This is a genomic window from Arthrobacter sp. DNA4, from assembly GCF_024362385.1.
In the GTDB taxonomy this organism is placed as follows: Bacteria; Actinomycetota; Actinomycetes; order Actinomycetales; family Micrococcaceae; genus Arthrobacter.
The window spans coordinates 3,643,649-3,668,824 of the sequence record NZ_CP101466.1 but is presented as its reverse complement, the minus strand read 5'-3'; the positions used below and the strand labels follow the sequence as shown (position 1 = coordinate 3,668,824).

The window sequence follows — 25,176 nt, the reverse complement described above, 5'->3', positions numbered from 1 at the left end:
TGCTCCTCTGGTATCCCTTGCCGGAAAACAAGTGCCCCCCAATGGTAAGCATGGTTAGCTTTTTCCGGATACGGCTACTTCAGGCCGGCGCCGGGGAGGAGGTCGGTGGCGCCCAGGGCATCGGCGATGAACGCGTAGTCCCAGGCACGTTCACGCCACTGCACGTACCGGCCGGACGCACCGCCGTGGCCGCCGTCCATCTCGATCTTCATGACAACCGGCTCGGACCCCGTGGTCTTGTTCCGCAGCTCCTGCACCCATTTGGTAAGCTCCACGTAAAGGACGCGGGTGTCGTTGAAGGACGTCACCGCGGCGATCCTGGGATAGGCCACCTCCCGCACGTTCTCGTAGGGCGAGTAGGACTTCATGTAGGCATAGGCTTGCGGATCCGTAATGGGGTTGCCCCATTCCTCCCACTCCAGCGCGGACAGCGGCAGGTCTGGATCCAGGATGCTGGTGAGCGGATCCACGAACGGCACCTGCGCCACGATGGCCGCATACTTCTCAGGTGCCATGTTGGCGACGGCGCCCATCAGCAGGCCGCCCGCCGAGCCGCCGAGTGCCGCGATCCGGGCAGGGTCCACCCAGCCGGAGTTTGCCAGCCAGTCGGTGGCGTCCACGAAGTCGGTGAAGGTGTTCTTCTTGGTGAGTTTCTTCCCGTCCTCGTACCAGTGCCGGCCCAGTTCCCCGCCGCCGCGGATGTGGGCGATCACGAACACCACGCCGCGGTCCAGCAGTGACAGCCGTGCGATGCCGAAGCCGGGATCCATGCTCATCTCGTAGGAGCCGTACCCGTACACCAAGCCCGCCGCCGTCGAATCCTGCTTGACGGACTTGTGCCGCAGGACGGACAGCGGGATGCGCGTGCCGTCCCCCGCCGTCGCCCACTCACGCGTTGCCACATAGTCGCTGCCGTCGTAGCCGCCCAGCACCGGGCTTTCCTTGCGGAGCAGCAGCTCGCCGGCGGGCTGCTCCGGGGTGGGCAGCACGAAGTCGTAGATGCGCGACGGCGTGAAGTAGGACGTGTAGCCCAGCCGGATCACGGGCGCCTCGTAGTCTGAGCCGCCCACGCCGGCGGTGTACAACTCCTCGTCGAAGGCCGGTTCCACGGGGTCCTGCTGGGCGGCCGTGCCCAGTCCGGTCAGCCCCATCACCTGGACGCGTTCGATGGTGTCCTTGCGGATGGACACGATCAGGTGCGTGGCGGTGACGCCCGCGCCGTTGACGCGGACGTCGTCGGAATGCCCGACGACGGTCTGCCAGGCCTGTTCGGCCAGCGGCTTTTCCAGCTCGGCCGGGTCGGCCAGGGAGACCATGGAGTTGATGGCGCCGCGGTTGTGCGTGAGCAGGATCCGTTCCTGCCCGTCGAGCAGGAAAGGCTCGGCCTCGTACAGGACGCGCTCGTTGCGGGAAATCACGGTGGTGACGGTGGCGGTGGGGTCGTCGAAACGCAGCAGCCTGGTTTCGCTGTACTCCGAGCATCCGATCCCCAGCACCAGGTAGCGCCGGTCCGCGGACAGCTCGAAGCCCAGCCACATGGCGGCGTCGTCCTCCTGGTACACCACCACGTCCTCGGACACCGGGGTGCCCAGGACGTGCGCCTTCACCTGGTAGGGGCGCCAGGACTCGTCCACCACGGTGTAAAACAGGCGGGTGCCGTCCGGGGAGAAGGCAACCCCGTAGAAGATGTTCTCGATGACATCCGGCAGGAGTTCGCCGGTGCGCAGGTCCTTGATCCGCAGCGTGAACCGTTCGTCGCCGGCGTTGTCCACCGCGTAGGCGTACAGGTTTCCGTCAACGGTGACGGCGGTGCCGCCCACCGAGAAGAACGGCTTGCCCTCGGCCTCCACGTTCCCATCGAGGAGGATCTCTTCGCCGGGAATCCCTACCCCCGCCTCCACTGCCGGCGGAGTCCAGTCGGCCACCTTGTCCCCGGTGTCCTGTGCCTTCACCCGGCAGTGGATGCCGTATTCCTTGCCCTCCGCGGAGCGGCTGAAGTACCACCAGCCGTCCTTGCGGTGCGGGACGGAAAGGTCGGTTTCCTGGGTGCGGCCCTTGATCTCCTGGAAGATCGCCTCGCGGAGCGGTTCCTGGTGCGCCGTGACGGCTTCCTGGTAGGTGTTTTCGGCCCGGAGGTGCTCCACCACCTCCGGCGACTCCTTGTCCCGCAGCCACTCGTAGTTGTCCACGAACGTCTCCCCGTGGTGGGTGCGCTCGGTGGGGATCTTCTTGGCAACCGGGGGCGCCGGGATCGCAGTACCGGTGGAATCCTGCAGGGAAGTGGAGGTCATGGATTCAATATATAGACCCCTCCGGCAAGTCGGCAGGACGTTCGCTGACGGGGGAGAGGCGGCGAGCGGAAAGGAGGGCGAAAGACTCTGGGACCCCTCAGCAGTGCCGGGCAGGCTGGAAGGGCGCTGAGGTGCGCAGGGAGAGGAGAACACGATGACCCCCGAAACCGGACCTGCTCCCCGGCCCACCGCATGGCTTGCCGTTACCCGCGGTGTGGGAACGTCATGCATTATGCTCGCCCGGCGGCGGGTGCATCTTCCCAAAGACCATGTGGGCCGGGTGCTGCGCTTCGCGGACGGAAGCACATCGCGCGTCTACCGGGAGACCGCCGTCGACCGCCAGCCAAGCGAGCCCTGCGTGCTGGTGGTGGCGTTCACGCTCAGGTGGGTGCGGGGGCGGGCGCACCGCCTGTTCGAGGTGGAAAGCCTGCTGAATACACCGTTGTTCGTGGGGTTCCCGGGCTTTGTCTCCAAGCTCTGGTGCGCCCACGACACGTTCGGCGCCTACCGCGGGTTGTACGAGTGGGACGGCGCCGAGCAGGCCCGCAAGTATGCTGCGGCCCTCTGGCGGATCCTGGAACTGGTCAGTGTTCCCGGCTCCATCAGCTACAAGGTCCTTCCCGGGCTGCGCCGGGACGAGGTGCTCGCTGACCCCGCCCGGATGCTGGCGGCATCGTCGTCCGACCACGCCTGGTGGCGGCTCCTTGCCGAGGCATGACGGGCAGGAATGATGAGGGCGCGGGCATGGCGGGCGGGAAAAGTCCGACGGCGGACACCGACGTCCTAGTGGTGGGCGCGGGGCCCGCGGGGCTCGCCACGGCCCTTCAGGCCCATGCGCACGGCGCCACCGTCCGGGTGGTGGACCGGCGTGAACACCGGGTCCGCCCGTCCCGGGCCATGATGCTGCATGCCCGGGCCCTTGAGGGCCTGCGCCCGCTCGGGGTGACCGAGGAACTGCTGAACCGCGCGGACACCACCCCCGAAGCACGCATCCACCTGGGCCGCCGTACAGTCGAGGCACGGCTCGGCCACGCCGACCTCCCGGACACCGCCTTCCCGCACCTGACCCTGGTCCGCCAGGCCGACGTCGAGGACGTTCTCTGGCAGGCCCTCCACGCCAGGGGCGTGCCTGTGGACTGGGGCGTCGAATTCCGCGGACTCTTCCACGGCCTCACAGCGGAAAGCGGCGGAGTGCCGGCGCTTTCGGAAGGACCCGTACACGCCGATCTGCAGGACGTTCACGGCGGCCGCGGAGTGCATCGCAGCCGGTTTCTCGCGGGCTGTGACGGGCAGTCGAGTACGGTCAGGGGCCTCCTCGGCGCTCAGTGGCGCGGCGGCCCGTATGGGGTGGAAGCGGTGATGGCCGACCTGGAACTGGATGGTTCCCTGGACTCCGGGCTGCTGCACGTCGCCGTGGGGCAGGCGGGGCTGGTCTTCCTCTTCGCCCTGGGTGAGGGGGCCACCTGGCGGATGCTGGCCACCCGCCCGGCAGTGCCCTCACCCGATGCGCGCTTCGGCCAGCTGGGTCCGCCCGTCCCGGCGGAGGAGGTGGCGCGCCTGGTCCGGGAGTCGGGGCTCGGCGCCGCAGTCCGCGAGGTGCGCTGGTCGGCGCAGATACCGCTGCAGCACAGGATTGCCAGTACGTTCGGCAATGATCCCATTTTCCTGGCCGGTGATGCCGCGCACGCCCATTCCCCGGCAGGCGGCCAGGGCATGAACAACGGCATCCTCGACGCCCTTAATCTGGGCTGGAAGCTCGGTTTCGCCTCGACGGCAGGCAGGCCGCTCCCGGAACTGCTGGAAACCTATGGGCAGGAGCGGCGGCTTGCCGCCCGGCGGGTGCTGGCACTGACGCATGTCATCTTTTTTGGAGAAGCCTCACCGCATCCCGCCGCCCGCCTTGCCCGGAACGTCCTTCCCCTCCTTGCTCCGGCCCTGCCGATGTTGCTCCGGCAGCGGTGGCTCACGTCCAAGGGCATCAGGCTGCTGGCTCAGCCGTTCGTGCACTACCGGAACAGCGTCATTTCCCGTGACGGCACGCCTCCGGCCAAAGCGTGGCCGAGGCCGGGAGCACGGTTGCCGGATGCGTCGGTTTCGGTCGACGGTAAGCTGGTCCGCCTTCACGAACTGACCTCCGTGCCGGGTATCCACCTTTTACTGGAGCGCGACGCCGAACCGGTCGCTTCGGCTGCCCTCCGCACCCTCCTGCCGGCGGAGGGGCAGGGCCCGCTGCTCCACGTCCACCGGCTCACCAGCCACCCCGGGCAGGGTGTGGTTGCGGTCCGCCCCGACGGGTACGTGGGATTCCGCTGCGGCGAGACGGACCCGGTCCAGCTGCGTGCCTGGCTTCGGCTGGTCGGTGCCGCACCCGGCTGAACGCGGCCCACCTTGGTAACCTCCCGCCGTCGGAATGCTCCATCACTTATGGCTCCTAAAACCGGTGTTTAGGGACCAAACCTGATGGAGCAACCCGGGGGAGGGAGAGGGTGGTTGCGGGCGGACGGCAAGCGTAGTCTGGTCAGTCCAAGGCACATCCGCCCAGTGTGAGAGGGGAAGTTCATGACCATCCCGCCAGTGCACGAACCTGAGCCGTTTCCGCCGGACCCCGGCCCGGAGCCCACGTCCCCGGACCCCACCCAGCCACGGCCGCCCGGCCCGCCGTCCCCGAATCCGTTCCCTGCGCCGGCGCCCCCGGGCCCGTTGCCCGTCCCGGATCCAGGCCCTGCTCCGCTCCGTCCGGACCCCACCAGGGACTGACCGCGAACTTTAAAAGGGGCCTTCTGCCGGCTGCGCGTGCGCAGGTGGAAGGCCCTTTTTCCGTGCCCGGGCAGGGGCAGGAAATCCACCGGAATCCGCTGCCGCAAGCCCTTGCAGACTTGCTGCTGCAGTGCTACAAAATCTATATCAGCCACTACAGATCGGCTGATACGGAAACTGTGTTGGACCATCTCTTACGAGGAGGGAGAGCCATGTTGATGCGAACCGATCCGTTCCGCGAGCTGGACAGGCTGGCCCAGCAGGTCCTCGGCACGGCTGCACGCCCGGCGGCGATGCCGATGGATGCATGGCGTGAGGACCAGGAATTCGTCGTGGCCTTCGATTTGCCCGGCGTTTCGGTGGACTCGGTGGACCTGGACGTTGAACGGAATGTCCTGACGGTGCGGGCCGAACGCCCGGACCCGGCGGGCAAGGACACCGAACTGGTCGCCTCTGAACGGCCGCGCGGCGTCTTCAGCCGCCAGCTGATCCTTGGCGACACCCTGGACACCGAACATGTCAAGGCCAGCTACGACGCAGGAGTCCTGACGCTGCGCATTCCGGTCGCCGAAAAGGCCAAGCCGCGCAAGATCGAGATCGAAACGAAGGGGGCAAAGCAGGAAATCGCCGCTTAGTTTCACACAGGACCGGGAGACGGGCACATCTGTTGGCTGCCTTTTCGGGGCGAATCGCCATTCTGTGCACGCCACAGCGCCAGACAGCGCATCGGCAGCGTAGGCCTTAACCTCCCGCCACGGTGGCCCCCGGCTTCGGCCGGGGGCCATCCACGCGTCCGGGTCCCGCCGCCGGGGCCTTGCGTCAGACACTGAGTTCCAGCATCAGGGCGGGCAGTTCCTCGGCGAGTTCGCGGGCCAGGAATCCCAGCGGCCCCAGCCTGCTCGCCAGCCGGTCAGCCGCCGCCGCGTGCAGGTGGGTGCCCCAGCAGGCCGCCTGGGCGCCGGTGGTTCCGCGGGCCCGGAGCCCGGCAATCGCTCCGGCCAGGACGTCGCCGCTGCCGGAGGTGCCCAGGCCGCCGTACCCCGTGGTGATTTTCCACAGTTCGGGCTCGTCCGGCTCCAGCCCGGGCGGCTGGGTGATGAGCCCCTGGCAGCTGACCACGGCGCCGAACTTCGCGGAGATCTCCGGGAGGTCTTTTTCGAGGTCCTCCACATCCCGTCCCAGCAGGATCCCCGCTTCCGTGGGGTTCGGGGTGAGGATCAGCCGGCCGCGCCAGGGGTCCAGCTGGTCCTCGAGGTGCACCAGGGCGGCCAGTGCGTAGGCATCGAGGACGATGGCGGGTCCTTCAGTGCCGTCAGGATCGGAGCTGCCGTCACGGCTTGCCTCGTGTTCCAGCAGCGCCTCGAGCAGTTCGCCGGCCAGGTCCGGATCATCCAGTCCGGGCCCCACCAGCAGGGCGTCCGCCCGGTCCAGGTAGGAGGCTATTGGCGCCAGCTCCGGTTTGACGGATCCCCCCGGGGTTTCCGGCAGGCCAATGGCGCCGCACTCCGGCAAAGCAACCCCCAGCTGCACGGCCACCGATTCCGCCACCGCCAGTGTGAGCTTCCCGGCCCCCGCGCGCAGGGCCGAAACCCCGGCCAGCAGTGCAGCGCCGGGAGTGGCCCGGGCCCCGCCCACCACCAGCACCGACCCGCGTGAATACTTGTCCGCGCCCGGCGCCGGCAGCGGCCATTCGCGCAGGAGTGACGGCGCTACCAAGGTGGCGCCGGAGGGGTCACCGCGGCCGGACACTGGTGTCTCCCGCGTGCTCGGTGACAGCAACGCCCTGCTCCGCCAGGTGGTCGGCCACGTTGAAGCTTTCCAGCGTCCACGGCCCCACCCCGGAGGGCCGGACGAACCGGGTGATCGAGGCGTTGAGGATGGCTTCTGTGGCCGCGAGGTCCAGGAGTTCCTTTTCGCTGAGTCCTTCGAGCACGTACCGGAACAGCATGATCACGGCGTCGTGGCACACCAGCATCACGCGGTGGCCGGTGCCCAGGTTGTTAAGTTCCGCCAGCACCGACCGCAGCCGCAGCGCCACGTCGGCCCAGGATTCCCCTCCCGGCGGCCGGTAGTACAGCTTGCCCAGCCATTCCCGGCGCTCGGATTCCTCGGGGTAGCGGTTCTCGACGCCCAGGCGGGTGAGCCGGTCCAGGATGCCGAGCTCGCGGTCGCGGAGCCGCTCATCAATGCGCACCTCCAGCGGCCAGCCGGCGGTTTCCACCGCAATCTCAGCCGTCTGCCGGGCGCGCGCATAGGGGGAGGAAACCACTGCGTCCGGGCGGAACTCCCCGGCAATCCGCGCCAGCGCGGTGCCCAGCGCCTTGGCCTGGTCCCTGCCCGTTCCGGAGAGGTCCACGTCCGCGTCCCGGGCGGGAACCTGGATGACCTCCACGCCGGCCTCACGCGCCTCGGTGGCCGCAACGTTGCCTTCGCTCTCGCCATGCCGGATCAGCAGCAGCTCCACCGCCCCGGCCTCCTGGACCGCCTCCGTCAGGCCGTCGTCGTTCGAAGATCCGCCGTTCACAAAACCACCCCGTCCTCGCCGAGCAAATAACACCGCCACATGCCGTGCCGAATGCAGGAACACTACCAACGGCGTACCCAGGGGGCGGCAGAAAATAACGGACGACGGCGGCAGGGCACCGTGGGTGCGCGGGCCGCCGCCGCCATCGCAACAGCAGGGGATGGAACCGAAGTCAGTGCTCGGGCGTCAGGACCTTGGTGAACACCGTGCCGCCGTTGGCGTTGCGGAGGCTCACCGTGAAGCTGTTGTCCTCACCCAGCTGGACGTGCCCGAAGAACTGGTTCCCGCCGTCGCGGGGGGACTCGCCGGCGAAGCGCCCGGTCTTGGAGAACACCACCTCGGGGCCGAACGTGCCGTCCATCGCATTGGGGCCGAACGATCCCGCCGCGATGGGACCGGCCACGAACTCCCAGAACGGGTCGAAGTCCGTGAAGGCAGCCCGTTCGGGGGAGTAGTGGTGGGCGGCGCAGTAGTGCACGTCAGCAGTGAGCCACACCGTGTTCTTCACGCCGTTGCGCTTGAAGGCACTCAGCACCCCGGCGAGCTCCAGTTCACGGCCCAAGGGGGCGCCGGCGTCGCGGTTGGACAGGCTCTCCTCGTTCACCGGGCCGTCCGGCACCACGACGCCCAGCGGGAGGTCGTTGGCGATCACCTTCCAGGTGGCCTTGGACTTGCTGACCTCGCTGACCAGCCAGTCCACCTGCTCCTGGCCCAGGATGGCGGTGGCGTAGGGTTCTTTGCCGTCGGTGTTGGGGGACTTGTAGGTGCGCATGTCCAGGCAGAAGATGTCCAGCTGCGGGCCGCGGGAGATCTTCCGGTAGATGCGGGCTACTGGTACGTGCGTCGTCGAATGTTCCCGGACGCCAAATGGCCGAGCTGTCCGCGATGGGCATGTTCTCCTGCCAGGCCTGCCGGCCGCGGGCGGCGAGGGTGTTAACGTCCCGCACCGTGTAGCGGGAGTCATCCAGGATCTGGCCGGGGTACCAGTTGTTGTGCGTCTCGTGGTCATCCCACTGCGCGATCACCGGCACGTCCGCGAACAGGGCCCGCATGTTGGCGTCCCGGGAGTTGTAGCGGTGCCGGCCGCGGAACTCGGTGAGCGTCTCGGCAACCTTGGACACCTCTTCCGTGACCAGGTTCCGCCACACCTGCCCGTCCTTTTCCACCACGGTTTCGGCGATAGGGCCGTCGGCGTAGATGGTGTCGCCGGAGTGGATGAAGAAGTCCGGGCGGGTCTGGTGCATGGCACGGTAGCCGCGCATGCCGCCAATCTCCTCGTTGATGCCCCACCCCTGACCGGCGGTGTCACCGGTCCACACAAAGCTTTGCGCTGACGACGCCGGGACCTCGCCTCCGTTGCTGGTCCCGCCGGTGCGGCCCCTGCCGTTGACCGTCCCGGCGTCCGGCGCCGTGCGGAAGCTGCCGCTGACCGTCTCGCCACGCCGCCGTCGTCCTCGAAGCCGATTTCCAGCGCGAAGCGGGTGTTGGAGGGCAGGTTCCCGGCGTGGATCTTGGCGGTGAAGTCCGAGGCCTGGGTGGCCCGGGGCCCACGGAGGACCCGCTCGAAGGCGCCGCGCCCGCGCAGGACCTGGCCGTCGTCCACTGCCCGGAGGACCGCCGTCATCCGCCCGGCGCCCGAGGCGCGGGACCAGAGGACGGCGGAATCGGAGGTGACGTCGCCGGTGGCGATGCCGCTGGGCAGGGTGAGCCGGTTGCGGACCAGCGCGACGCCGCGGGAGATTGGGTCGCTGCCGAAGCGTTGGCGGCAGGCACGGATGCCAGCGCGGCGGCGAGGACGGAACTCTTGACGATGGTGCGGCGGGAAACCCCTGCCTGGGAGGACTCAGTCATGTCCTCAGGCTTTCCCGGGCCGGCACACAAATTCCGGCGGCCGGGTGAACCCGGGGTGTACGACGCGCAAATATACCCGCGCCCCGCACGTTCCCTGCGGCCCCTGACATGTGGGCCGCGGAAAGCAATTTGCGCCGCGAAATCTTATATGGGCGCCCCGCCCGGCTACGGCTTCGCGAAGTCCGCGATCCGGCCCTCCCGCAGGGCCGCGCCCACCGCCGCGATGCCCCCGTAGTCCGGGAACAGCACGGACTGCCCGGCCACGAAGCCGGAGCCCGTCGTCGGAAGCGTCATGGTGCCGATGGCGTTCACATCGAGGTTCCGCAGGCTGTAGGCCAGCATTGCGGCCTGAATGGGATCGAAGCCCCTGTCCACCGTGAGGCAGCAGGAGGCAAAATCGACCAGCGACCGCACCGCATTCACGTCATTGAGGGCACCGCCCGCGGTGAGGCGGCCCAGGATGGCGCGGAGCATGATCTGCTGGTCACGGACACGCTGGAAGTCGCCGTCTGTGAAGGCATGGCGCTCGCGGGAGAACTCCAGCGCAGCCTGGCCATCGAGGTGGTTCACGCCGGCGCTGAAGACATGCTGGGTGTCGATGGTGGACTGGAAGGCGATCGGGACATTGACGTCGATCCCGCCCAGACCGTCCACCAGGATCTTGAACCCGCCAAAATCGAGCATCAGCGTGTGGTCGATGGTGATTCCCAGCAGCTGCTGGACCGTGGCCGTCTGCATGTCAATGCCGCCGTACTGCAGCGCGGCGTTGATCTTGGCGCTGCCGAACCCGGGGATGTCCACCCAGTTGTCGCGGTTGATGGAGATGAGGTAGAGGCTCCGCCGGTCGGCAGGAACGTGGACCACCATGAGCGTGTCCGCCCGCTGGTCCTGGGGTTCACCGGTGGCTGCCGTATGGGCTGCGGCCTCGCGGGCCGGGACATCGCGGGTGTCGCTGCCGATGACCAGGATGTTCATTGGGGCCGCGGGCAGGTCCGGGATCGGCGCAGGTGGCGGCGGTGGAGCAGGCGCCGGCGGGGGAGTTTCGGACGCCGTGGGAGTCGGCGTCGGCGTGGGGGTCGCGCTGGGCGACTGGGTCTGGGTGGCTGCAGGCTGCGCTTCCTGGTAAGCCCGGTTCAGGCTGAAGACCGCGATGCCCGCGGCCACCACCAGCACCAGCGCCAGCAGGGCTGCGATCCAGCGGCGACGGCCAAGGGCAACGATCCAGGCAGGACGGTGGGTACCGGCTGGGCCCGGCTGCCGGGGGTTGGGGTTTCCGGCGCCGCCGGGCCCGGATGGATCAGAACCGCCTGGGATGCTCATGACGCCTCCACCTCATTGTGACTGGTGGGATCAGTGTCCGTCCCCCAGGCCCCAATTGGCTACAGGAGTATCCAAACTGTCACCTGGGAAAGGCCTCCCCTGGTCGCCATGGAGTTGCGGTAAGGCCCTTCCGCTGCAGGGATTATTGCCCGCCGGCCGGGAAGTTGAGGCGGGCGTGGCGCAGGATGGAGATGATCGCGGGGGCCAGCTGGTCTTCCATCTCCCGGTAGACCTCCGGCGCACGGCGGTACGGGTCCACGATGTCGTTATCCGACGCGTCCGCCGGGAGCGAGAGGTGACGCACCCCGGCGGCCCGCGCCGGCAACCCCCGCCACAAGGCGGCGTTGGCAGCGAGCCCACCATCGGCGTCGGACCCTTGCGTGCCGGACGCGGCGTCCCGGGAAGACGCGTCGGCGGAGGATACGACGGCGGCGGGCTGGCTGCCTGCAGCAGCCGCCCGCTGGCTGTCCCCGGCAGCCGCCCGCTGGTCGAGGACGTCGACCATGCGGGCAAACTCGCGGATGGTGAACGTCCGCTTAAGCAGGGAAGCGTCCAGCTGGAGGACCTCTCCGCGGTGCCCTGAGGTCATGGTGAGCACCAGGTCCACGCCACGCAGGATCTTCGGCGTGAGCTGCCGCGCCGCGAACCCTTCCGGGTCCCCGCCAAAGGTCCGCACGATGTCCGCCGAAATGGGCTGCATGGGCTCGCCCACCAGCGCCCGGGTTCCTGCACTGGCCACCTGGAAACCACCCGGTACCACCTGGTCCAGCCCCGCCTGCAGCAGCCTCTCGGCCACGGGCGACCGGCAGATGTTCCCGGTACAGACAGTCAGGATTCGTACTGGCGCGGAAGTGTCCAAGGAGATGTTCTCTTTTCCCAGCTGGTGCCGGACCCGCTCGGGCCCGTGCCTTTCAACTTAACACGCAACGGCGCGGCGGCGGTCTCCCGGGGACCGCCGCCGCGCCGTCCATATTCGCTGGTCCGCGGACGTGCGGCTACAGCGCAGCCAGCAGCTGCTTCATCTGGGTGATCTCCGCCTGCTGGGCGTCCACGATGTCATGGCCCAGCTTCACCGCTTCCGGGGACTTGCCGGCACTGATCTCCTGCTGTGCCATGTTGATGGCGCCCTCGTGGTGGCCGATCATCTGCTCCAGGAACAGCTTCGCGGCCTCGGTCCCGCTGGCTGACTTGAGCTTGTCGATGCCGGCATCGTCCACCATCCCGGTCATGCCGTGACCGGAGTGGTCACTCATGGCGGTGGGCGCGCCCCAGCCCGACAGCCAGCCGGTCATCTGCTTGATCTCCGGTGCCTGTGCCCCCTTGATCCTGGTGGCCAGCGCGGTCACCTCCGCCGGCACATCGGACTTGGCCAGGACGATGTCGCTCATCTCCACCGCCTGCGAGTGGTGGGGGATCATCATCTGGGCAAACATGATGTCCGCCTGGTTATGGTCGTCACCTGCGCTGGGCAGGTTGCCGGCGCTGGGCATGCTGCTGGACATGGCGCCGGAGCTGCCGTGGTCCATGGGCATGCTGCTGCCGGAGCCGGCGTTGGCGGCGCACCCGGCGAGGCCGAGAGAAGCTGCCAGGGCAGCAGCAATGGAAAGGGTCTTGAAAGTGGTGTTCATGGTTGTCCTTCAGGGATGTAGTGGAACTGGGCCGTGATGGGAGGCGCAGTCCGCTTTACGTCCGGCTGATGGACAGGTCGCAGGGCGTGGGGCTGGGCGGCAGGTAGTCGTAAGCCGCGCCGGGCCTGCTGGCTGACGGCAGCAGCGGCAGGACGGCCAGGGTTGCCTGTGGCGGGGAAAGGGTGACAGGGCCGCTGGGCGCCGATGGGACGCAGGGCGCCCCCGATTCCTGTGCCCCCGGGCAGGAACCACCGCAGGCCGAAGAGGCAAGCTCCTGCATGTCCGCGGCGGAGGCGGCCGGCGTGTGGCCGGCATGATCAGGACCGGCAGAATGCGCGACGACGGTATGCCCGGCAGCTGCCGAATGCGGCATCGGGCCCGGGGCCATTTCGCCCTGCGATACGGCACCGTGCGAGGCGTGCCCGGAAGTCAGCACGTGCATGCCCAGCAGCCCTGCGATGACGGCAAGGGCGGCGGCGAACAGCCAGGCTCGGCGGAAGAGGGACGCCACGGCTCGGGTGGTCATGGCGGTCCCTCCTTCCAATCGGTCTGCAGTGCTCAACGTGCCTCGGACGGGTTCAGTTTCAGGCGGCGGAGGAGCTGGGCGTTCAGGGCCACCACCACGGTGGAGGCGGACATCAGCACCGCACCGGCCGCGGGGGAGAGGACCACCCCGGCGAAGGCCAGCACGCCGGCGGCCAGTGGCACGGACAGGACGTTGTAGCCGGTGGCCCACACCAGGTTCTGCCACATCTTCCGGTAGCTGGCGCGGGACAGGTCCAGCATGGACAGGACGGCACGCGGATCGTTTCCGGCCAGCACCACACCGGCGGATTCCACCGCGACGTCGGTTCCGGCGCCGATGGCGATGCCCACCTCGGCCCTTGCCAGGGCAGGGGAGTCGTTGACGCCGTCGCCCACCATGGCCACCTTCAGCCCGCGGGACTGCAGCTCCGCCACCTTCTTGTCCTTGTCGGCGGGCAGGACCTCGGCGAACACCTCATCGATGTCCAGGTCCGCGGCCACGGCCTGCGCCACCTGGTGCGCGTCCCCGGTGACCATGGCCACCTTGATGCCGCGCCGCTGCAGGGCCGAGACGGCCTGCCGTGACTCCGGCCGCACCGCATCCTCCATGCTCACGGCACCCAGGACAGTGCCGCCGTCGACCACGTGCAGCACGGCGGCGCCGCGGTCCATCCATGTGCGCGTACTGGCGGCCAAAGAGTCAGGTTCGACGACGCCGAGTTCGCGCAGGAGCGCCGGCCCGCCCACGTGCACCGTACGGCCGTCCACGCTGGCCCGCACGCCGCGGCCCGTCAGCGAGGCGAAGCCGGTGGCTTCAGGCAGTGCCAGGTTCCGTGCCCTGGCGGCCCGCACGATGGCCCTGGCGACAGGGTGCTCGCTGTCGGACTCCACCGCGGCGGCGAGTGCGAGTACGGCGTCGGCGTCCGCTCCGTCAGCTACGGCAACGTCCTTTAGTTCCGGTTCGCCGGTGGTCAGCGTGCCGGTCTTGTCGAACAGGACCACGTCGATGGTGCGCATGCGCTCCAGGGCCATCCGGTTCTTGATCAGCACCCCGGCACGGGCGGCCTGTTCCGTGGAAATGGCGATCACCAGTGGGATGGCCAGCCCAAGGGCGTGGGGGCAGGCGATCACCAGCACGGTGACGGTGCGGGTGACGGCGTCAGGGACGCTTCCCAGCAGCGTCCAGGCGATGAAGGTCAGGACGCCGGCGCCGGCGGCAAAGTAGAAGAGGAACGCGGCGGCGCGGTCTGCCAGGGCCTGGGCGCGTGAGGACGAGGCCTGTGCTTCCTCCACCAGGCGCTGGATCCCGGCCAGTGCGGTCTGGTCCCCAACGGCGGTGACCCGGACGCGGACGCTGCTGTCCGTGGCCACCGTTCCTGCCACCACCGTGTCCCCTGCGCCGCGGGCCACGGTCTTGGATTCGCCGGTGATCATGGACTCGTCGAATTCGGCCTGCCCCTCCACCACGCTGCCGTCGGCCGGCATGCGGGCGCCGGGGCGGACCAGGACCAGGTCCCCGGGGCTGAGTTCAGACACGGGAACGGTTTCGGTGCCGTTGTCCGTGATGCGTTCAGCCTCGTCCGGCAGCAGCGCGGCCAGGGCATCGAGCGCGCCCTGCGCGGACCCGAGCGCACGCATCTCAATCCAGTGGCCCAGCAGCATGATGGCCACCAGCAGCGCCAGCTCCCACCAGAAGTCCAGGTCGAAGCCGCCGATCCCCAGGCTGGTGACCCAGGACGCGGCGAACGCCACGGTGATGGCCATGGCGATCAGCAGCATCATTCCCGGCGTGCGGTCTTTCAGCTCCTGCAGGCCGCCCTTGAGGAACGGCTGGCCGCCGTAGAAGAAGATGACGGTGCCCAGGACCGGCGGAATCCAGGCGGAACCGGTGAACTCCGGCGGCATGTAGCCCAGGAGGTGGCCCATCATGGGGCTGAAGTAGACCACCGGAACGGCCAAGGCCAGGGTCAGCCAGAACCTGTTCTTGAACATGGCAGTGCTGTGCCCGGCGTGCTGGCCGTGGGTGTGGACGGTGTGGTCGTCGTCGCCCTGGATGCCGTGCTCTGCGTGTCCGGCGTGTTGTGGATATGCGGCACCGTGGGCCGGCGGCTCGGTAAGCGTGCCGCTGGGCGGCTGGTGGTAGTCCGGAACGCCCTCATTATGCATGTCGTGATGGTCGTGCATTACTCCTCCTTCGGAGGCAGTCGCTGCCCGTCAATACCGGGGCTGCGGAAAATGTAGGGGCCGCGCCCAAAGCGCGGCCTGTCTCAGGCCAGGGTGTAACCGGCGTCAGTTACGGCCTGGCGGATGTCGGCGGCATGCGCCGAGCCGGTGACGGCCAGCCGCGAGCTGCCGCCGGGCACCAGGTCCACCGAGGCCGAGGTCACGCCCGGAAGGGCAGACACTGCGGTTTCGACGGACCGGACGCAGTGCCCGCAGGTCATGCCAGCCACCGCGTAGTTCCGTTGGGCGGACGAATCGGCGGGGGCATTGACGACGCCGGCAGGGGAGTCATTCGCGGCAGATGCGGGCAGGGTGCTGGACGGCTGCGCAGCGCCGGCGGGGGCGCAGCAGCTGCAGCCGGAGGATGCGAGGGGGAGCTGGGGACGGTTCCCGGTGTTCATGTCAGTTCCAATCCGTTGAGGGAATCAAGGGGCGCTGGGGTTGAACGGCTGTGAAAAGCCGGTGCAGGCACCGGCCGGGACATACCACTTCACTGACAACACCGCCAATATACCCCCCTGGGGTATGCGAGTCAAGCGCCATAGTGTATTTTCACCGGGACTTCCATAGGACCTCCCGCACTACCTTCTGTTGTCGCGGGCGACCATACTGGAAGGAGCGAGGACAGAGCAGGCCCGCTGGGGGTTGGCGTATCCGCGGGAGGTGGACCTGTGACGGAGCTCAGCGACCTGTACACGTATTCGAGTGCCCTCGGGGACAGCGAAAGTGACGCCGGCACCTTCAGGGTGGACATCGGACCGGCAGGCCCAACCTTCCAATGGTCGGACGGGATGTACCGGCTGCACGGTTACCGCCGTGGCGAGGTCGTGCCCACGATGGAACTGCTCTTCGCCCATAAGCATCCCGATGACCGGGGGCGGTGCGAGGAAATTGTGACGCAGGTGTCCACCACCGGCGGGTTCTTCTGCATGTACCACCGGCTGGTCGACGCGCACGGCAGGACCCGTCGCGTGCTGACCTCCGGCGAGGCTTTCCTCGGCCCGGACGGGACGGTGGTGGCGCTCGAAGGCGTGACGGTGGACCTCAGCCGGACGCTGCAGCGCGAAACCGAAGAAACAGCGAAGGAGGCGGTGGCGGGCGCCACGGCAACCCGCACAGTGATTGACCAGGCCCGAGGGATCCTTATGGGCCAGCTGAAGCTTGGCTCCGATGACGCGTTCCAGATGCTGGTGAGCACCAGCAGCCACCGGAACGTCAAACTGGTGGTGGTGGCGGCGGAACTGGTGAAGCTTGCCAATTCCCCGGAGGCGCGTACCTACCTGGACCGTGCCGTGCGGGCCATCCAGCTGCACAGCCGGACGGCCCATGCCGGAGGCCGCCGGGCCGGTTAGTGGTGCTCCACCCAACACGCCAGGATGGTGGTGGACAGCTGATAGGCCAACTCGTTGGGGCTAATGGCATGTGGGCCCACTGCGGCCGGAAGCGCGGACGCGTCCACCTGCAGCACAAAATTGTCCTTTTGGAAGACCGCGGATCCTGCGGTCTCATAAGCGGGGAAACCCAGGTTGGCCAGCCCCTCAATGAGGGTGGCATCAGTGGCCAGTGCCTGCATGGCATCAAAATATGTCTGTGCCTTCGCCTGGTCAGGAGCTTCCTGCACCGAAATTATCAGGGCGCCCTCAGGCAGGTGATAGGTGCACGTGAAGGTGCTGTTGGCCCAGCTGCTGACGGTATGCGGATTCTGGCTAAGCGACAGGATGGTGGTGAGCCTGTCCATCGGCTGGTCGCCACACACCATCTTGGCGGCTTCGCTGGGACCTGCGGTGCTTGCTGGAGGGGAGGCAGTAGCGCTGCCGTGGTGGTAAGCATGCCCGCCCGCGGCCGGTCCCGCTGGGGCAGGAGACTCAGCCGGCGCCGACGGCCCTGTTGATCCCGCCGCTGCGGCACAACCCGAGAGCAGCAGGGACAGCGCCAGTGGCACCAGCAGGGGAACGCGGTTCTTCATGACTTATCCATCCTTGCCGTCATGTTGTGGCGGCCGGTTGTGAGCTGTCCGTTCAGGCTTTGAGCTTGGCGAAAATAACGTAGTTGTCATCGAAGAGGCCGGTGGCGGGGTCATAGCCGTCGCACGTGATGAGCCTCAGTTCCGGGCCTGCCGTATTTCCATAAACCTCTACCGTGGGGAAACTGTCCTTGCTGTAGAGGGCGCCGCGTTCCACTGTGAAGGTGGCCGTGCTGCCATCGGCCCGCGCGACATTGACGTCGGATCCCGGCGCGAGTTTGCGGAGGTCGGCGAAGACACCCTTGTGGCCGCCCAGGGCATTGACGTGACCGAGAATCACCGACGGGCCGCGCTCTCCCGGAGTTGGCGAGCCGTTGTACCAGCCGGCGGGGGCACCATTGCCAGTGTCCTCCGGTACCTCCAGAGACCCGTTTGTGCGCAGGCCCAGGCTGAGCAAATCGGTGCGGAGGCCAATCGACGGAATGTCCAGGACCACGGGTTCGGACCGCGGCAGGGAATGTCCGACGGCGGCAGGTGCGGCCTCTGCCGGCGGGCCGCCGGGTGCAGACGACGGCGGCGAAGCGCCGGACACGGACGGAGCCGTGACGCTGGAGGGAGGGGTGGGCGTCGAAGGGGCAGGGCCGGCGTCGGACGTTCCGGGCACGGTGCCGCAGCCTGCCAAGGTGAGCAGGAAGAGAAGCCCGGCAGCCGCCGGAGCCCTGAGGCTCCCACGGCTGCCGGAATTCAGGAAGAACACAGCGTGGTCCAGCCGGCCGGACTTAGGCTGCTGAACCGGAACCGCGGCGGCGGACCACGTAGGCCCCGCCGGCAGCTGCTGCCAGGACCAGGCCGCCGCCCAGGGCGAGGGTGCCGGCATCAACGCCGCCCGCCTGCTGGGCTACACCCGTATCGGCGCCGCCCGCCGGCATCTTCATCTGGCCGGCCTTCAGGGTGCCGCACAGGGCGGGAGAGGTGGCGGCGAGTGGGAGGCTCGGAACGAGGTCGGACTTGGCGGCCTGCCCGGCGGGGCTGAGGGTGGCGGGATCCAGCCCGTGGACAACCACCACCGCGGTGCCGGCTTCCAGCGCGGCCTTGGTCTCGGCGTTGAGGTCGAACGTGCGGTCAACGGTATAGCTGGCTCCCTGGCCGGCGAGCTTTAGGTCAAGGCCCGCGGCGGGGCTGGTGTCGCCGCTGGTGGAGAGGGTGGTCACGATCCCGCCGTAGCTCGGCGCGCCTTCGGTGGTGGAGACGACCCCGTCGCCGTCCTTGTCGGCCGACGGTGCAGGGCACGTACCCTGGGCGCCGCCGTGGATGTGCTGCACGTGCGGGTAAGGGGCGTTGTTGAAGGTCGGTGCCAGCCCGGAGACCTTAAGGACGGCGTGGGCCTGGTTGCCGGTGACATCCACGGTGATGGTGCCTGAGGCCGAGCTGCCGTTGATCTGGGACAAGGTGGACTGGTAGGTGTGGTCAGCTGCGGAGGCGGGGCCACCGGAGAGGGCAAGGGCACCCAGGGCCAGGGTGGGAACTGCGAGGAATCGAAGTGTCTTGTTCATCGGAAAGCATTCTCCTCATGCGTGTGACGGTTTGCCCCGGATGAGGGACATTAATGGTTCGGTGCCACAGGTGTTCGAGGATGGGTCTTTCTGTGAACTGCCCCACAAAAACCTGATATTTCTGCCGGAGTCGCTATTTAGGGGCCAGCTGCCACGCCCCGTAGAATGGACGAAAGGTGCGCCGGGAAGTCTGGTCGGCATGGATTTGTCGAACCCGGATTTAAGGACGCCCGCATGAACACGACCCCGCCCACCCCACGCCGGAACACGTTCTTTGGCTCCACCGTCTTTTCCCGCGGCAGTTACGCCGAAGCACTGCGGATCGGTGAGATCCTCCGCAAGGAGACGGTGGGCGGCGCCCTCCTGGTGGCTGCTGCCGTTATCGCGCTCATCTGGGCCAACTCCCCGGCGTCGGACAGCTACTTTGCCCTCCGGGACCTGAAGGTGGGCTACGCACCGTGGCACCTGGAACTCAGCTTCGGGGCGTGGGCGGCGGACGGCCTCTTGGCCATCTTCTTCTTCCTGGTGGGGTTGGAGCTCAAGCGCGAATTCGTGGCCGGTGACCTGCGCCAAATCAGCAAGTCGATAGTTCCGGTGGCGGCCGCCGTGGGAGGCGTGGCCGTCCCGGCGGCGATCTACGCCGTCGTCAATCTTTCCAGTCCGGAAACGCTCCGCGGCTGGGCCATTCCCACGGCAACGGACATTGCTTTTGCCGTTGCCGTCCTGGCCATCATCGGCTCGCACCTGCCCAGCGCCCTGCGGATCTTCCTGCTGACGCTGGCCGTGGTGGATGACCTCATCGCCATCACCATCATCGCGTTCTTCTACTCCAGCGATATCCAGGCCACCCCGCTGCTCCTGGCGCTCATCCCGCTGGCCATCTACGCCTTCCTGGCCCAGAAGTACCGCCGGTTCTTCGGCCGCCACGCAGCCGCTGCCTGGCTGATCCTGCTGCCGCTGGGTGGCGTGACCTGGGCCCTGGTGCACGCGTCGGGCATCCACGCCACCGTTGCCGGCGTACTCCTGGGTTTCGCCGTTCCCGTGATCCGGTCGCAGGCCTCCGGCGGCCCCGAAGCCGGCCCCGGGCTTGCCGAGATTTTCGAGCACCGGTTCCGGCCCATCTCCGCCGGCGTGGCCGTTCCCATCTTCGCGTTCTTTTCCGCCGGCGTGACCGTGGGCGGCTGGGAGGGCCTGGGGTCAGCACTGTCCGATCCCGTGGCGCTGGGCATCATCCTGGGCCTGGTCCTGGGCAAGCCGATCGGCATCATGGGCACCACCTGGATCCTGACCAAAGCCACCAGGGCCTCCCTGGACAGCTCCTTCAAGTGGATCGACGTGTTCGGCGTTGCGCTGCTGGCCGGGATCGGATTCACCGTCTCCCTGCTGGTGGCAGAGCTCAGCTTCGGCCACGGCAGCCTCCACGACGACCATGCCAAGGTGGGTATCCTGGCCGCCTCACTGATCGCCGCGCTGCTGGCAACGGCTGTCCTGCGCACCCGCAACCGCCAGTACCGGATCGCTGAAGAGTTGGAGCAGGTGGACTCTGACCACGACGGCGTCCCGGACGTCTACCAGGAGCGCACCTGACGCTCCCGCGCTAGGCGGTGGCGAGGGGCTTGGCCGGAGGCTGGGGTTTGGCTGAAACCTCCAGCGTGACCGGAGGGTCCACGTGGCGGATCTCCAGGGCCTCCGGGTCCAGCAGCTTGCGCGTGCCGGTCCGGGCGTCCAGGATCCAGAAGAGTTCCAGGGCCGGGACGACGTCGGTCACCCGGCCTTTGTGGAAAAGCCTGCCCCGGTGCCACGCCTCGATCTGGTCCCCGATGCGGAGCTGGGCGGTGCCAAGTCCTTGTGCCTCCATGATGGGCTGCCTCCTGCTGTTGTATCCCCGTAAGCCCAGCTTGCCGTGGACAGGTTGCCGCAGTGTTTCCGCCCGGTGTTTTTTCTGTGACACGTGTGGCTGGGGAGGACTACTCGTCCATGGGGAACGCGACGGCTTCGCCCACCACCCGCAGGCACAGCTCCATGCCCGGACGGGCGATCGAGGCGTTCCAGTGCCGGATGGTGATCACTTCGCCGCCGCCCGGGTAGCGGTGGTCGGCGTGCTCCGCCACTTCCTTTGGCACGTTCAGCTTCAGCCGCACGGTGGTTTCGGGGCCGAAGTAGTCCGTGTCCACCACCACGCCGCGGATGGGGCCGTCCTCGGCGATGCGGATCTGCTCGGGCCGCAGCATCAGCTGCACGCGTCCTTGGGCCGGGGGCCGCCGCACGGGGATCGCGCCGAGCGAGCAGGTGGCCAGCGTTCCTTCCAGCCACGCGTCCAGGATGACAGCGTCGCCCAGGAACTCGGCGGTGGCCCGGTCCGCGGGGCGGGTGTACACCACAAAGGGATTGCCGATCTGGGCCAGTTTGCCGCCGCGCATCACGGCCACCTGGTCCGCGAAGGAGAGTGCCTCGGCCTGGTCGTGGGTGACCAGGATGGTGGTGACGCCGGCCTCGGCCAGGACCTTGGCCACGGCGCGGCGGGTGGCCACGCGCAGCCCCGCGTCCAGGGCGGAGAACGGCTCGTCAAGGAGCATCAGCTCCGGTTCACGGGCCAGCGCCCGGGCCAGGGCAACCCGCTGCTGCTGGCCGCCGGAGAGCTGGTGCGGCCGGCGCTTGGCCATGGAAGCATCCAGCGACACCATTTCCAGCAGCTCCGCCACGCGGGCGGTGACGGCGCGGCGGCCGCCCTCGAGCCTGGCTGCGTTGAGGCCGAAGGCAACGTTCTGGCCCACGGTAAGGTGCGGGAACAGGGCGCCGTCCTGGGCCACGTACCCGATCTGCCGCTTGTGCGCCGGAAGCCAGGCACCGTCACCGGCCACGGTGGTGCCGTTGAGCGAAATGGTCCCGGTGTCCGGGTGTTCGAACCCGGCGATCAGGCGCAGGAGGGTGGTCTTGCCCGAACCGGAGGGGCCCACGATGGCGGTGGTTCCGCCCTTGGCCACCGACAGGTTGACGCCCCTCAGGACCGCCTGTGATCCGAAGTTCTTGGTGACGTCCGTGATCTGCAGGTGGCTGTTGGTGGTTGCGGCCACGGAGGGTGCCACCCGGGGCTCGGGCAGCCTGCGGGTTGAGGGTGCTGTCACTGTCCGGCTACTTTCTTGGACTGTTGGAAGAGGAGGTAGGTCATGGGGGCGGAAAGCACGATCATCAGCAGCGCGTAGGGCGCGGCGCCGGCGTAGTCGATCTCGCTGCTCTTGCTCCAGAACTCGGTGGCCAGTGTCCTGGTGCCGTTGGGGGACAGGAGCAAGGTGGCGGTGAGCTCGTTGGCGATGGCCAGGAACACCAGGGCTGCCCCGCCGGCTGCTGCAGGGGCAGTGAGCCGCAGGGTCACGCGGATGAAGGCCAGCAGCGGCGGCTTTCCGAGCGCCTGGGCGGCCTCGTCCAGTTCCTTGGGGGCCTGTGCGAGTCCGGCCCGCAGGTTCACCAGGGCCCGGGGGAGGAACAGGAGCACGTACGCCGCAACCAGCAGCCCCGCGGTCTGGTACATCCCGGGCACCATGCGGATGCTGACGGTAACGAACGCCAGCGCCACCACGATGCCGGGCATGGAGCTGGTGACATAGTTGGACAGTTCCAGGGACTTGCTGAACCAGCCGGGGTGGCGCACGGCGAGGTAGGCCATGGGGAAAGCCACCACGGTGGTGGCAGCGGCGCCGGCGAGCCCGTAGCTGAACGTGGCGACGAGCGCCGGGAGGAATTCGGATGCTGTCCAGACGTCCGCCCCGCTTACCAGGATCCAGCGCAGCACGAAGTACAGCGGGAGGCCGAAGGCCAGGGCGGTCAGCGCCAGCAGGAAGATCTGGGCGGCGATCTGGTACGCGTGCAGGGGCAGGCGCAGCGCCTTGGCCTGAACGCCTGCGCCGATCCGGGCGTAGCGCGCGGAGCCGCGGCTGCGGACTTCCGCGAGCAGCAGGAGCAGGCAGAAGAACACCAGGACGCTGGCCAGCATGTTTCCCGCCGCGCCGTTGAAGGTGGACTGGTACTGGGTCATGATCGCGGTGGTGAAGGTATCGAACCGGATCATGGCGAACGCGCCGTATTCGGCCAGCAGGTGCAGCCCCACCAGCAGCGCCCCGCCGGTCAGCGCAATCCTGAGCTGGGGAAGGACCACCCGGAAGAAGGTCCGCCAGGCACCGAGCCCCAGCGCTGCGGCGGACTGCTCAATGGCGGGGTCCAGTCGGCTCAGAGTGGCTGCGGCCGGGATGTACACCAGCGGGAAATAGGACAGCGTGGAGATCAGGATCCCCGAACCCAGCCCGCCCAGCGACGGGATGGCCGAGACCCAGGCATAGCTGTTGACGAACGCCGGGACGGCCAGCGGGGCGGCCAGCAGCACGGCCCACACCCGGTGGCCGCGCAGCCTGGTCCGTTCCACCAGCCAGGCTCCCGCCACGCCAAGCAGCAGGCACAGCGGGATGGTGGCGGCCATCAGGAGCAGGGTATTCAGCAGCAGTTCCCCCACGCGGGGCCGCAGGATGAGGCCGACGGCGGTATCCCACCCGGTTGCCACCGTCATGTAGGCCACGTACCCCAGCGGGACGAGGGAGAAGAGGGCGATCAGCACCGCTAGGACGGACACCGCGGAAACGCCGAAAGGCGGGCGGGGGCTGCTGCCCCGGCCCGCCGTCGTCGTGCCCGCCCTGGGGGGAGCCGATAGATCGGAGGTCACGGAATTAGAGTAGTCCGGCCTGGGTCATCAGATCGGTGACCTTTTCGGAGTTAAGCTTGGCGGCGTCAACCTTGGGAGCCTGCAGGTCCTTGATCGGAACCAGCTTGTCGTTGGCGGGGACGTCGGAGCCGATGGCGTACTCGAAGGATGTACCGTTCTTGAGGACTTCCTGGCCCTTCTTGCCCGTGATGAACTTCAGGAACTCCTGCGCAGCGGCAGCGTTCTTGGAGGACTTGAGCACGCCGCCGCCGGAGACGGACAGGAACGCGCCGGGGTCCTGGTTCTTGAAGTAGTACGGGGTGACGTTGTTCGAGTTCTCGCCGGTCTTGGCCTGGTCGCCGTAGTAGTAGTAGTGGTAGATCAGGGCGGCGTCCACTTCACCGGCGTTGACAGCCTTCATGGCCGTGCTGTTGCCCTTGTAGGCCTTGGAGTTTTCCTTCATGCCCTTCAGCCACTCCTCGGTGGCGGACTCGCCCTTCAGCTCCAGCAGCGCTGAAACGATGGCCTGGAAGTCTGCGCCCGTGGGGGATGCGGCCCACTTGCCCTTCCATTCAGGCTTGGCCAGGTCAAGCATGGACTTGGGGAGCTGGTCCTCGGTGAGCTTGGTCTTGTTGTACACCAGGACGGTGGAGCGGGCGGCGATGCCCGTCCACTTGCCGGTGGACGGTGCGAACTCGGCGGGAACCTGGGCCAGGGTGTCCTTGTTGACGTCCGCGAACAGGCCGGCGTTCTCAACCTGCGTCATCGCGGGGGAGTTTTCCGTGAGGAACACGTCCGCAGGGGAGGCCTGGCCTTCCTGGATGATCTGGTTGGAGAGCTCAGTGTCCGAGCCCTGGCGCATGGTCACCTTGATGCCGGTTTCCGCCGTGAAGGCGTCCACCCATTCCTTGGTGAGGCTTTCGTGCTGGGCGTTGTACACCGTGATCCCGCCGGAGGCGGCGCCGTTGGAGGCGGACGACGAGGTGCCGCCGGCAGGAGTGCCGCCGCCGCAGGCGGTCAGGCCGAGAGCTGCGGTGGCGGCGAGTGCGATGCTTACCAGCGCGCTGTTGCGGATCTTCATTGAGGCTGCTTTCGGTGGGGAAAAAAGTCTGCTTGAACCTAAGTCCTATTAGGCAACACGAATGTTGCCTATGTCAGGAAAACTGTAGGGTAGGCAAACCTAAGCACCAAGCCGGAAAGCGCTTTAAGTGACGAGGTTCACATCAATTACGAAACCACGACGTGACGTAATTATGAGCTCTCATCAGTGGCCGCGGCGGACGGCCCGCAGCACTGCGGCACCGGCCAGCCCGGCCAGTACCCACGGCCCGGCAACGATCACCGGGTCCATCCAGGAGTGGTTCACATCCACCCGTTGTCCGGCCCGGGACGCCAACCCGTGGCCGGAGAACTCGCTGCCGATCCCCGTTTCGGTCACAGGGTTGTCAGGGCGCAGCGAGGCGAAGGACGCCAGGTGGTTTTCCCAGGCGTCCACGCGGTCCGCGGCGATCAGCAACAGCCAGTGCGCCGCCCGGCCTTCGCTGTACCTCCCGTAGGCGTACCGCCGGATGGCGCCGGAGGCCCCCTTGAGGGGGACCGACGTGCCAAAAGCGGGTGTCAGCATGGCGTGCTCGATGGACCGTTCACGCGGTTGGTCCTCAGGCTGCCGGTCCGGGAATTTCCAGTGCGCTCCGGTCGCGATGCCCGGCTGTTCCCGGGGGAACGACGGCCGGTCCTTTGGGTCCAGATCAACGCCCCAGCCCGGGATGCGGGCGCGCAGCGCCACCGAGGCATCGGGGGTGGCGGACCTGCCTGCCATGTATGGGGTTGCCGGTTCAGTCATGGTGCACT

Annotated in this window: 22 protein-coding genes and 1 pseudogene; 5 read left to right on the top strand and 18 right to left on the bottom strand. The window is 68.0% G+C overall.

Translation table 11 applies throughout. The features are described from left to right. Positions 1 to 74 precede the first annotated feature (74 nt). Positions 75 to 2,291 carry a S9 family peptidase gene (locus tag NMQ03_RS16975; RefSeq protein ID WP_255173158.1) on the bottom strand — a complete coding sequence of 739 codons (2,217 nt, stop codon included), beginning with the start codon at positions 2,289 to 2,291 and terminating at the stop codon, positions 75 to 77. A 154-nt stretch (positions 2,292 to 2,445) separates the two neighbouring features. On the opposite strand from NMQ03_RS16975, the gene NMQ03_RS16970 reads away from it, so the two are divergent. The 3 genes from NMQ03_RS16970 (at position 2,446) to NMQ03_RS16960 (ending at position 5,683) form a co-directional block, all read left to right on the top strand. Next, positions 2,446 to 3,009 carry a hypothetical protein gene (locus NMQ03_RS16970; RefSeq protein WP_255173157.1) on the top strand — a complete coding sequence of 188 codons (564 nt, stop codon included), beginning with the start codon at positions 2,446 to 2,448 and terminating at the stop codon, positions 3,007 to 3,009. Beyond that, positions 3,006 to 4,667 (top strand): FAD-dependent monooxygenase, encoded by a 1,662-nt coding sequence (locus NMQ03_RS16965; protein WP_255173156.1) that lies wholly within the window; start codon positions 3,006 to 3,008, stop codon positions 4,665 to 4,667. Before NMQ03_RS16970 ends, NMQ03_RS16965 begins: the two co-directional genes overlap by 4 nt. Before the next feature lie 593 nt (positions 4,668 to 5,260). After that, positions 5,261 to 5,683: an Hsp20/alpha crystallin family protein gene (locus tag NMQ03_RS16960; RefSeq protein ID WP_255173155.1), complete on the top strand. Its 423-nt coding sequence runs from the start codon at positions 5,261 to 5,263 to the stop codon at positions 5,681 to 5,683. A gap of 184 nt (positions 5,684 to 5,867) precedes the next feature. On the opposite strand, the gene NMQ03_RS16955 is transcribed toward NMQ03_RS16960, so the two are convergent. From NMQ03_RS16955 to NMQ03_RS16915, 9 genes and pseudogenes are all read right to left on the bottom strand, one after another. Next, positions 5,868 to 6,797: an NAD(P)H-hydrate dehydratase gene (locus NMQ03_RS16955; protein ID WP_255173154.1), complete on the bottom strand. Its 930-nt coding sequence runs from the start codon at positions 6,795 to 6,797 to the stop codon at positions 5,868 to 5,870. Continuing rightward, positions 6,781 to 7,572, bottom strand: coding sequence for a histidine phosphatase family protein (locus tag NMQ03_RS16950; RefSeq protein WP_255173153.1), 792 nt, complete (start codon positions 7,570 to 7,572; stop codon positions 6,781 to 6,783). The genes NMQ03_RS16955 and NMQ03_RS16950 overlap by 17 nt, the downstream gene beginning before the upstream one ends. 172 nt (positions 7,573 to 7,744) lie before the next feature. Continuing rightward, a pseudogene (locus tag NMQ03_RS16945) lies at positions 7,745 to 9,423 on the bottom strand (alkaline phosphatase). 165 nt (positions 9,424 to 9,588) lie between these two features. After that, positions 9,589 to 10,743, bottom strand: coding sequence for an LCP family protein (locus NMQ03_RS16940; RefSeq protein WP_255173152.1), 1,155 nt, complete (start codon positions 10,741 to 10,743; stop codon positions 9,589 to 9,591). Positions 10,744 to 10,885: 142 nt separating this feature from the next. Beyond that, positions 10,886 to 11,602 (bottom strand): low molecular weight phosphatase family protein, encoded by a 717-nt coding sequence (locus NMQ03_RS16935; protein ID WP_255173151.1) that lies wholly within the window; start codon positions 11,600 to 11,602, stop codon positions 10,886 to 10,888. A 136-nt stretch (positions 11,603 to 11,738) separates the two neighbouring features. Beyond that, positions 11,739 to 12,371, bottom strand: coding sequence for a DUF305 domain-containing protein (locus tag NMQ03_RS16930; protein ID WP_255173150.1), 633 nt, complete (start codon positions 12,369 to 12,371; stop codon positions 11,739 to 11,741). 55 nt (positions 12,372 to 12,426) lie between these two features. Then, positions 12,427 to 12,897 carry a hypothetical protein gene (locus tag NMQ03_RS16925; RefSeq protein WP_255173149.1) on the bottom strand — a complete coding sequence of 157 codons (471 nt, stop codon included), beginning with the start codon at positions 12,895 to 12,897 and terminating at the stop codon, positions 12,427 to 12,429. A 32-nt stretch (positions 12,898 to 12,929) separates the two neighbouring features. Then, positions 12,930 to 15,080 carry a heavy metal translocating P-type ATPase gene (locus tag NMQ03_RS16920; protein WP_255173148.1) on the bottom strand — a complete coding sequence of 717 codons (2,151 nt, stop codon included), beginning with the start codon at positions 15,078 to 15,080 and terminating at the stop codon, positions 12,930 to 12,932. An 83-nt stretch (positions 15,081 to 15,163) separates the two neighbouring features. After that, a complete protein-coding gene (locus NMQ03_RS16915) occupies positions 15,164 to 15,520 on the bottom strand; it encodes a heavy-metal-associated domain-containing protein (protein ID WP_255173147.1) in 357 nt (118 codons plus the stop codon). 270 nt (positions 15,521 to 15,790) lie between these two features. Between NMQ03_RS16915 and NMQ03_RS16910 the strand changes: the two genes are divergently transcribed. After that, a complete protein-coding gene (locus NMQ03_RS16910) occupies positions 15,791 to 16,471 on the top strand; it encodes a PAS and ANTAR domain-containing protein (protein ID WP_255173146.1) in 681 nt (226 codons plus the stop codon). Here NMQ03_RS16910 and NMQ03_RS16905 read toward each other — a convergent pair. The 3 genes from NMQ03_RS16905 to NMQ03_RS16895 are packed head-to-tail and all read right to left on the bottom strand — an operon-like array spanning position 16,468 to position 18,635. Further along, positions 16,468 to 17,085 (bottom strand): hypothetical protein, encoded by a 618-nt coding sequence (locus tag NMQ03_RS16905; RefSeq protein WP_255173145.1) that lies wholly within the window; start codon positions 17,083 to 17,085, stop codon positions 16,468 to 16,470. The genes NMQ03_RS16910 and NMQ03_RS16905 overlap by 4 nt on opposite strands. A gap of 52 nt (positions 17,086 to 17,137) precedes the next feature. After that, positions 17,138 to 17,839 carry a class F sortase gene (locus tag NMQ03_RS16900; RefSeq protein ID WP_255173144.1) on the bottom strand — a complete coding sequence of 234 codons (702 nt, stop codon included), beginning with the start codon at positions 17,837 to 17,839 and terminating at the stop codon, positions 17,138 to 17,140. 22 nt (positions 17,840 to 17,861) lie between these two features. Then, positions 17,862 to 18,635: a CHRD domain-containing protein gene (locus tag NMQ03_RS16895; RefSeq protein ID WP_255173143.1), complete on the bottom strand. Its 774-nt coding sequence runs from the start codon at positions 18,633 to 18,635 to the stop codon at positions 17,862 to 17,864. A gap of 234 nt (positions 18,636 to 18,869) precedes the next feature. Between NMQ03_RS16895 and nhaA the strand changes: the two genes are divergently transcribed. Next, the gene (gene nhaA / locus NMQ03_RS16890) at positions 18,870 to 20,222 is read left to right on the top strand and encodes a Na+/H+ antiporter NhaA (protein WP_255173142.1); all 1,353 of its coding nucleotides are present in this window, start codon (positions 18,870 to 18,872) and stop codon (positions 20,220 to 20,222) included. A gap of 10 nt (positions 20,223 to 20,232) precedes the next feature. Here nhaA and NMQ03_RS16885 read toward each other — a convergent pair whose 3' ends face one another. From NMQ03_RS16885 to NMQ03_RS16865, 5 genes are all read right to left on the bottom strand, one after another. After that, on the bottom strand, positions 20,233 to 20,493 hold the full coding sequence (locus tag NMQ03_RS16885; RefSeq protein WP_255173141.1) for a hypothetical protein: 261 nt from the start codon (positions 20,491 to 20,493) through the stop codon (positions 20,233 to 20,235). A gap of 109 nt (positions 20,494 to 20,602) precedes the next feature. Next, positions 20,603 to 21,760 carry an ABC transporter ATP-binding protein gene (locus NMQ03_RS16880; RefSeq protein WP_255173140.1) on the bottom strand — a complete coding sequence of 386 codons (1,158 nt, stop codon included), beginning with the start codon at positions 21,758 to 21,760 and terminating at the stop codon, positions 20,603 to 20,605. Then, complete coding sequence (locus NMQ03_RS16875) at positions 21,757 to 23,346, bottom strand: iron ABC transporter permease (RefSeq protein ID WP_255173139.1); 1,590 nt, start codon at positions 23,344 to 23,346, stop codon at positions 21,757 to 21,759. Before NMQ03_RS16875 ends, NMQ03_RS16880 begins: the two co-directional genes overlap by 4 nt. Before the next feature lie 4 nt (positions 23,347 to 23,350). Next, positions 23,351 to 24,406: an iron ABC transporter substrate-binding protein gene (locus NMQ03_RS16870; protein WP_255173138.1), complete on the bottom strand. Its 1,056-nt coding sequence runs from the start codon at positions 24,404 to 24,406 to the stop codon at positions 23,351 to 23,353. A 183-nt stretch (positions 24,407 to 24,589) separates the two neighbouring features. Next, entirely contained in the window at positions 24,590 to 25,168 is a 579-nt protein-coding gene (locus NMQ03_RS16865; RefSeq protein WP_255173137.1) for a hypothetical protein, read from the bottom strand. Positions 25,169 to 25,176 lie beyond the last annotated feature (8 nt).

What these genes read in the sequence shown, in the direction of transcription:
- NMQ03_RS16975 (WP_255173158.1), bottom strand. Translation starts at nt 2,291, where the DNA reads ATGACCTCCACTTCCCTGCAGGATTCCACCGGTACTGCGATCCCGGCG.
- NMQ03_RS16970 (WP_255173157.1), top strand. Translation starts at nt 2,446, where the DNA reads ATGACCCCCGAAACCGGACCTGCTCCCCGGCCCACCGCATGGCTTGCC.
- NMQ03_RS16965 (WP_255173156.1), top strand. Translation starts at nt 3,006, where the DNA reads ATGACGGGCAGGAATGATGAGGGCGCGGGCATGGCGGGCGGGAAAAGT.
- NMQ03_RS16960 (WP_255173155.1), top strand. Translation starts at nt 5,261, where the DNA reads ATGTTGATGCGAACCGATCCGTTCCGCGAGCTGGACAGGCTGGCCCAG.
- NMQ03_RS16940 (WP_255173152.1), bottom strand. Translation starts at nt 10,743, where the DNA reads ATGAGCATCCCAGGCGGTTCTGATCCATCCGGGCCCGGCGGCGCCGGA.
- NMQ03_RS16930 (WP_255173150.1), bottom strand. Translation starts at nt 12,371, where the DNA reads ATGAACACCACTTTCAAGACCCTTTCCATTGCTGCTGCCCTGGCAGCT.
- NMQ03_RS16925 (WP_255173149.1), bottom strand. Translation starts at nt 12,897, where the DNA reads ATGACCACCCGAGCCGTGGCGTCCCTCTTCCGCCGAGCCTGGCTGTTC.
- NMQ03_RS16920 (WP_255173148.1), bottom strand. Translation starts at nt 15,080, where the DNA reads ATGCACGACCATCACGACATGCATAATGAGGGCGTTCCGGACTACCAC.
- NMQ03_RS16915 (WP_255173147.1), bottom strand. Translation starts at nt 15,520, where the DNA reads ATGAACACCGGGAACCGTCCCCAGCTCCCCCTCGCATCCTCCGGCTGC.
- NMQ03_RS16905 (WP_255173145.1), bottom strand. Translation starts at nt 17,085, where the DNA reads ATGAAGAACCGCGTTCCCCTGCTGGTGCCACTGGCGCTGTCCCTGCTG.
- NMQ03_RS16895 (WP_255173143.1), bottom strand. Translation starts at nt 18,635, where the DNA reads ATGAACAAGACACTTCGATTCCTCGCAGTTCCCACCCTGGCCCTGGGT.
- nhaA (WP_255173142.1), top strand. Translation starts at nt 18,870, where the DNA reads ATGAACACGACCCCGCCCACCCCACGCCGGAACACGTTCTTTGGCTCC.
- NMQ03_RS16885 (WP_255173141.1), bottom strand. Translation starts at nt 20,493, where the DNA reads ATGGAGGCACAAGGACTTGGCACCGCCCAGCTCCGCATCGGGGACCAG.
- NMQ03_RS16870 (WP_255173138.1), bottom strand. Translation starts at nt 24,406, where the DNA reads ATGAAGATCCGCAACAGCGCGCTGGTAAGCATCGCACTCGCCGCCACC.
- NMQ03_RS16865 (WP_255173137.1), bottom strand. Translation starts at nt 25,168, where the DNA reads ATGACTGAACCGGCAACCCCATACATGGCAGGCAGGTCCGCCACCCCC.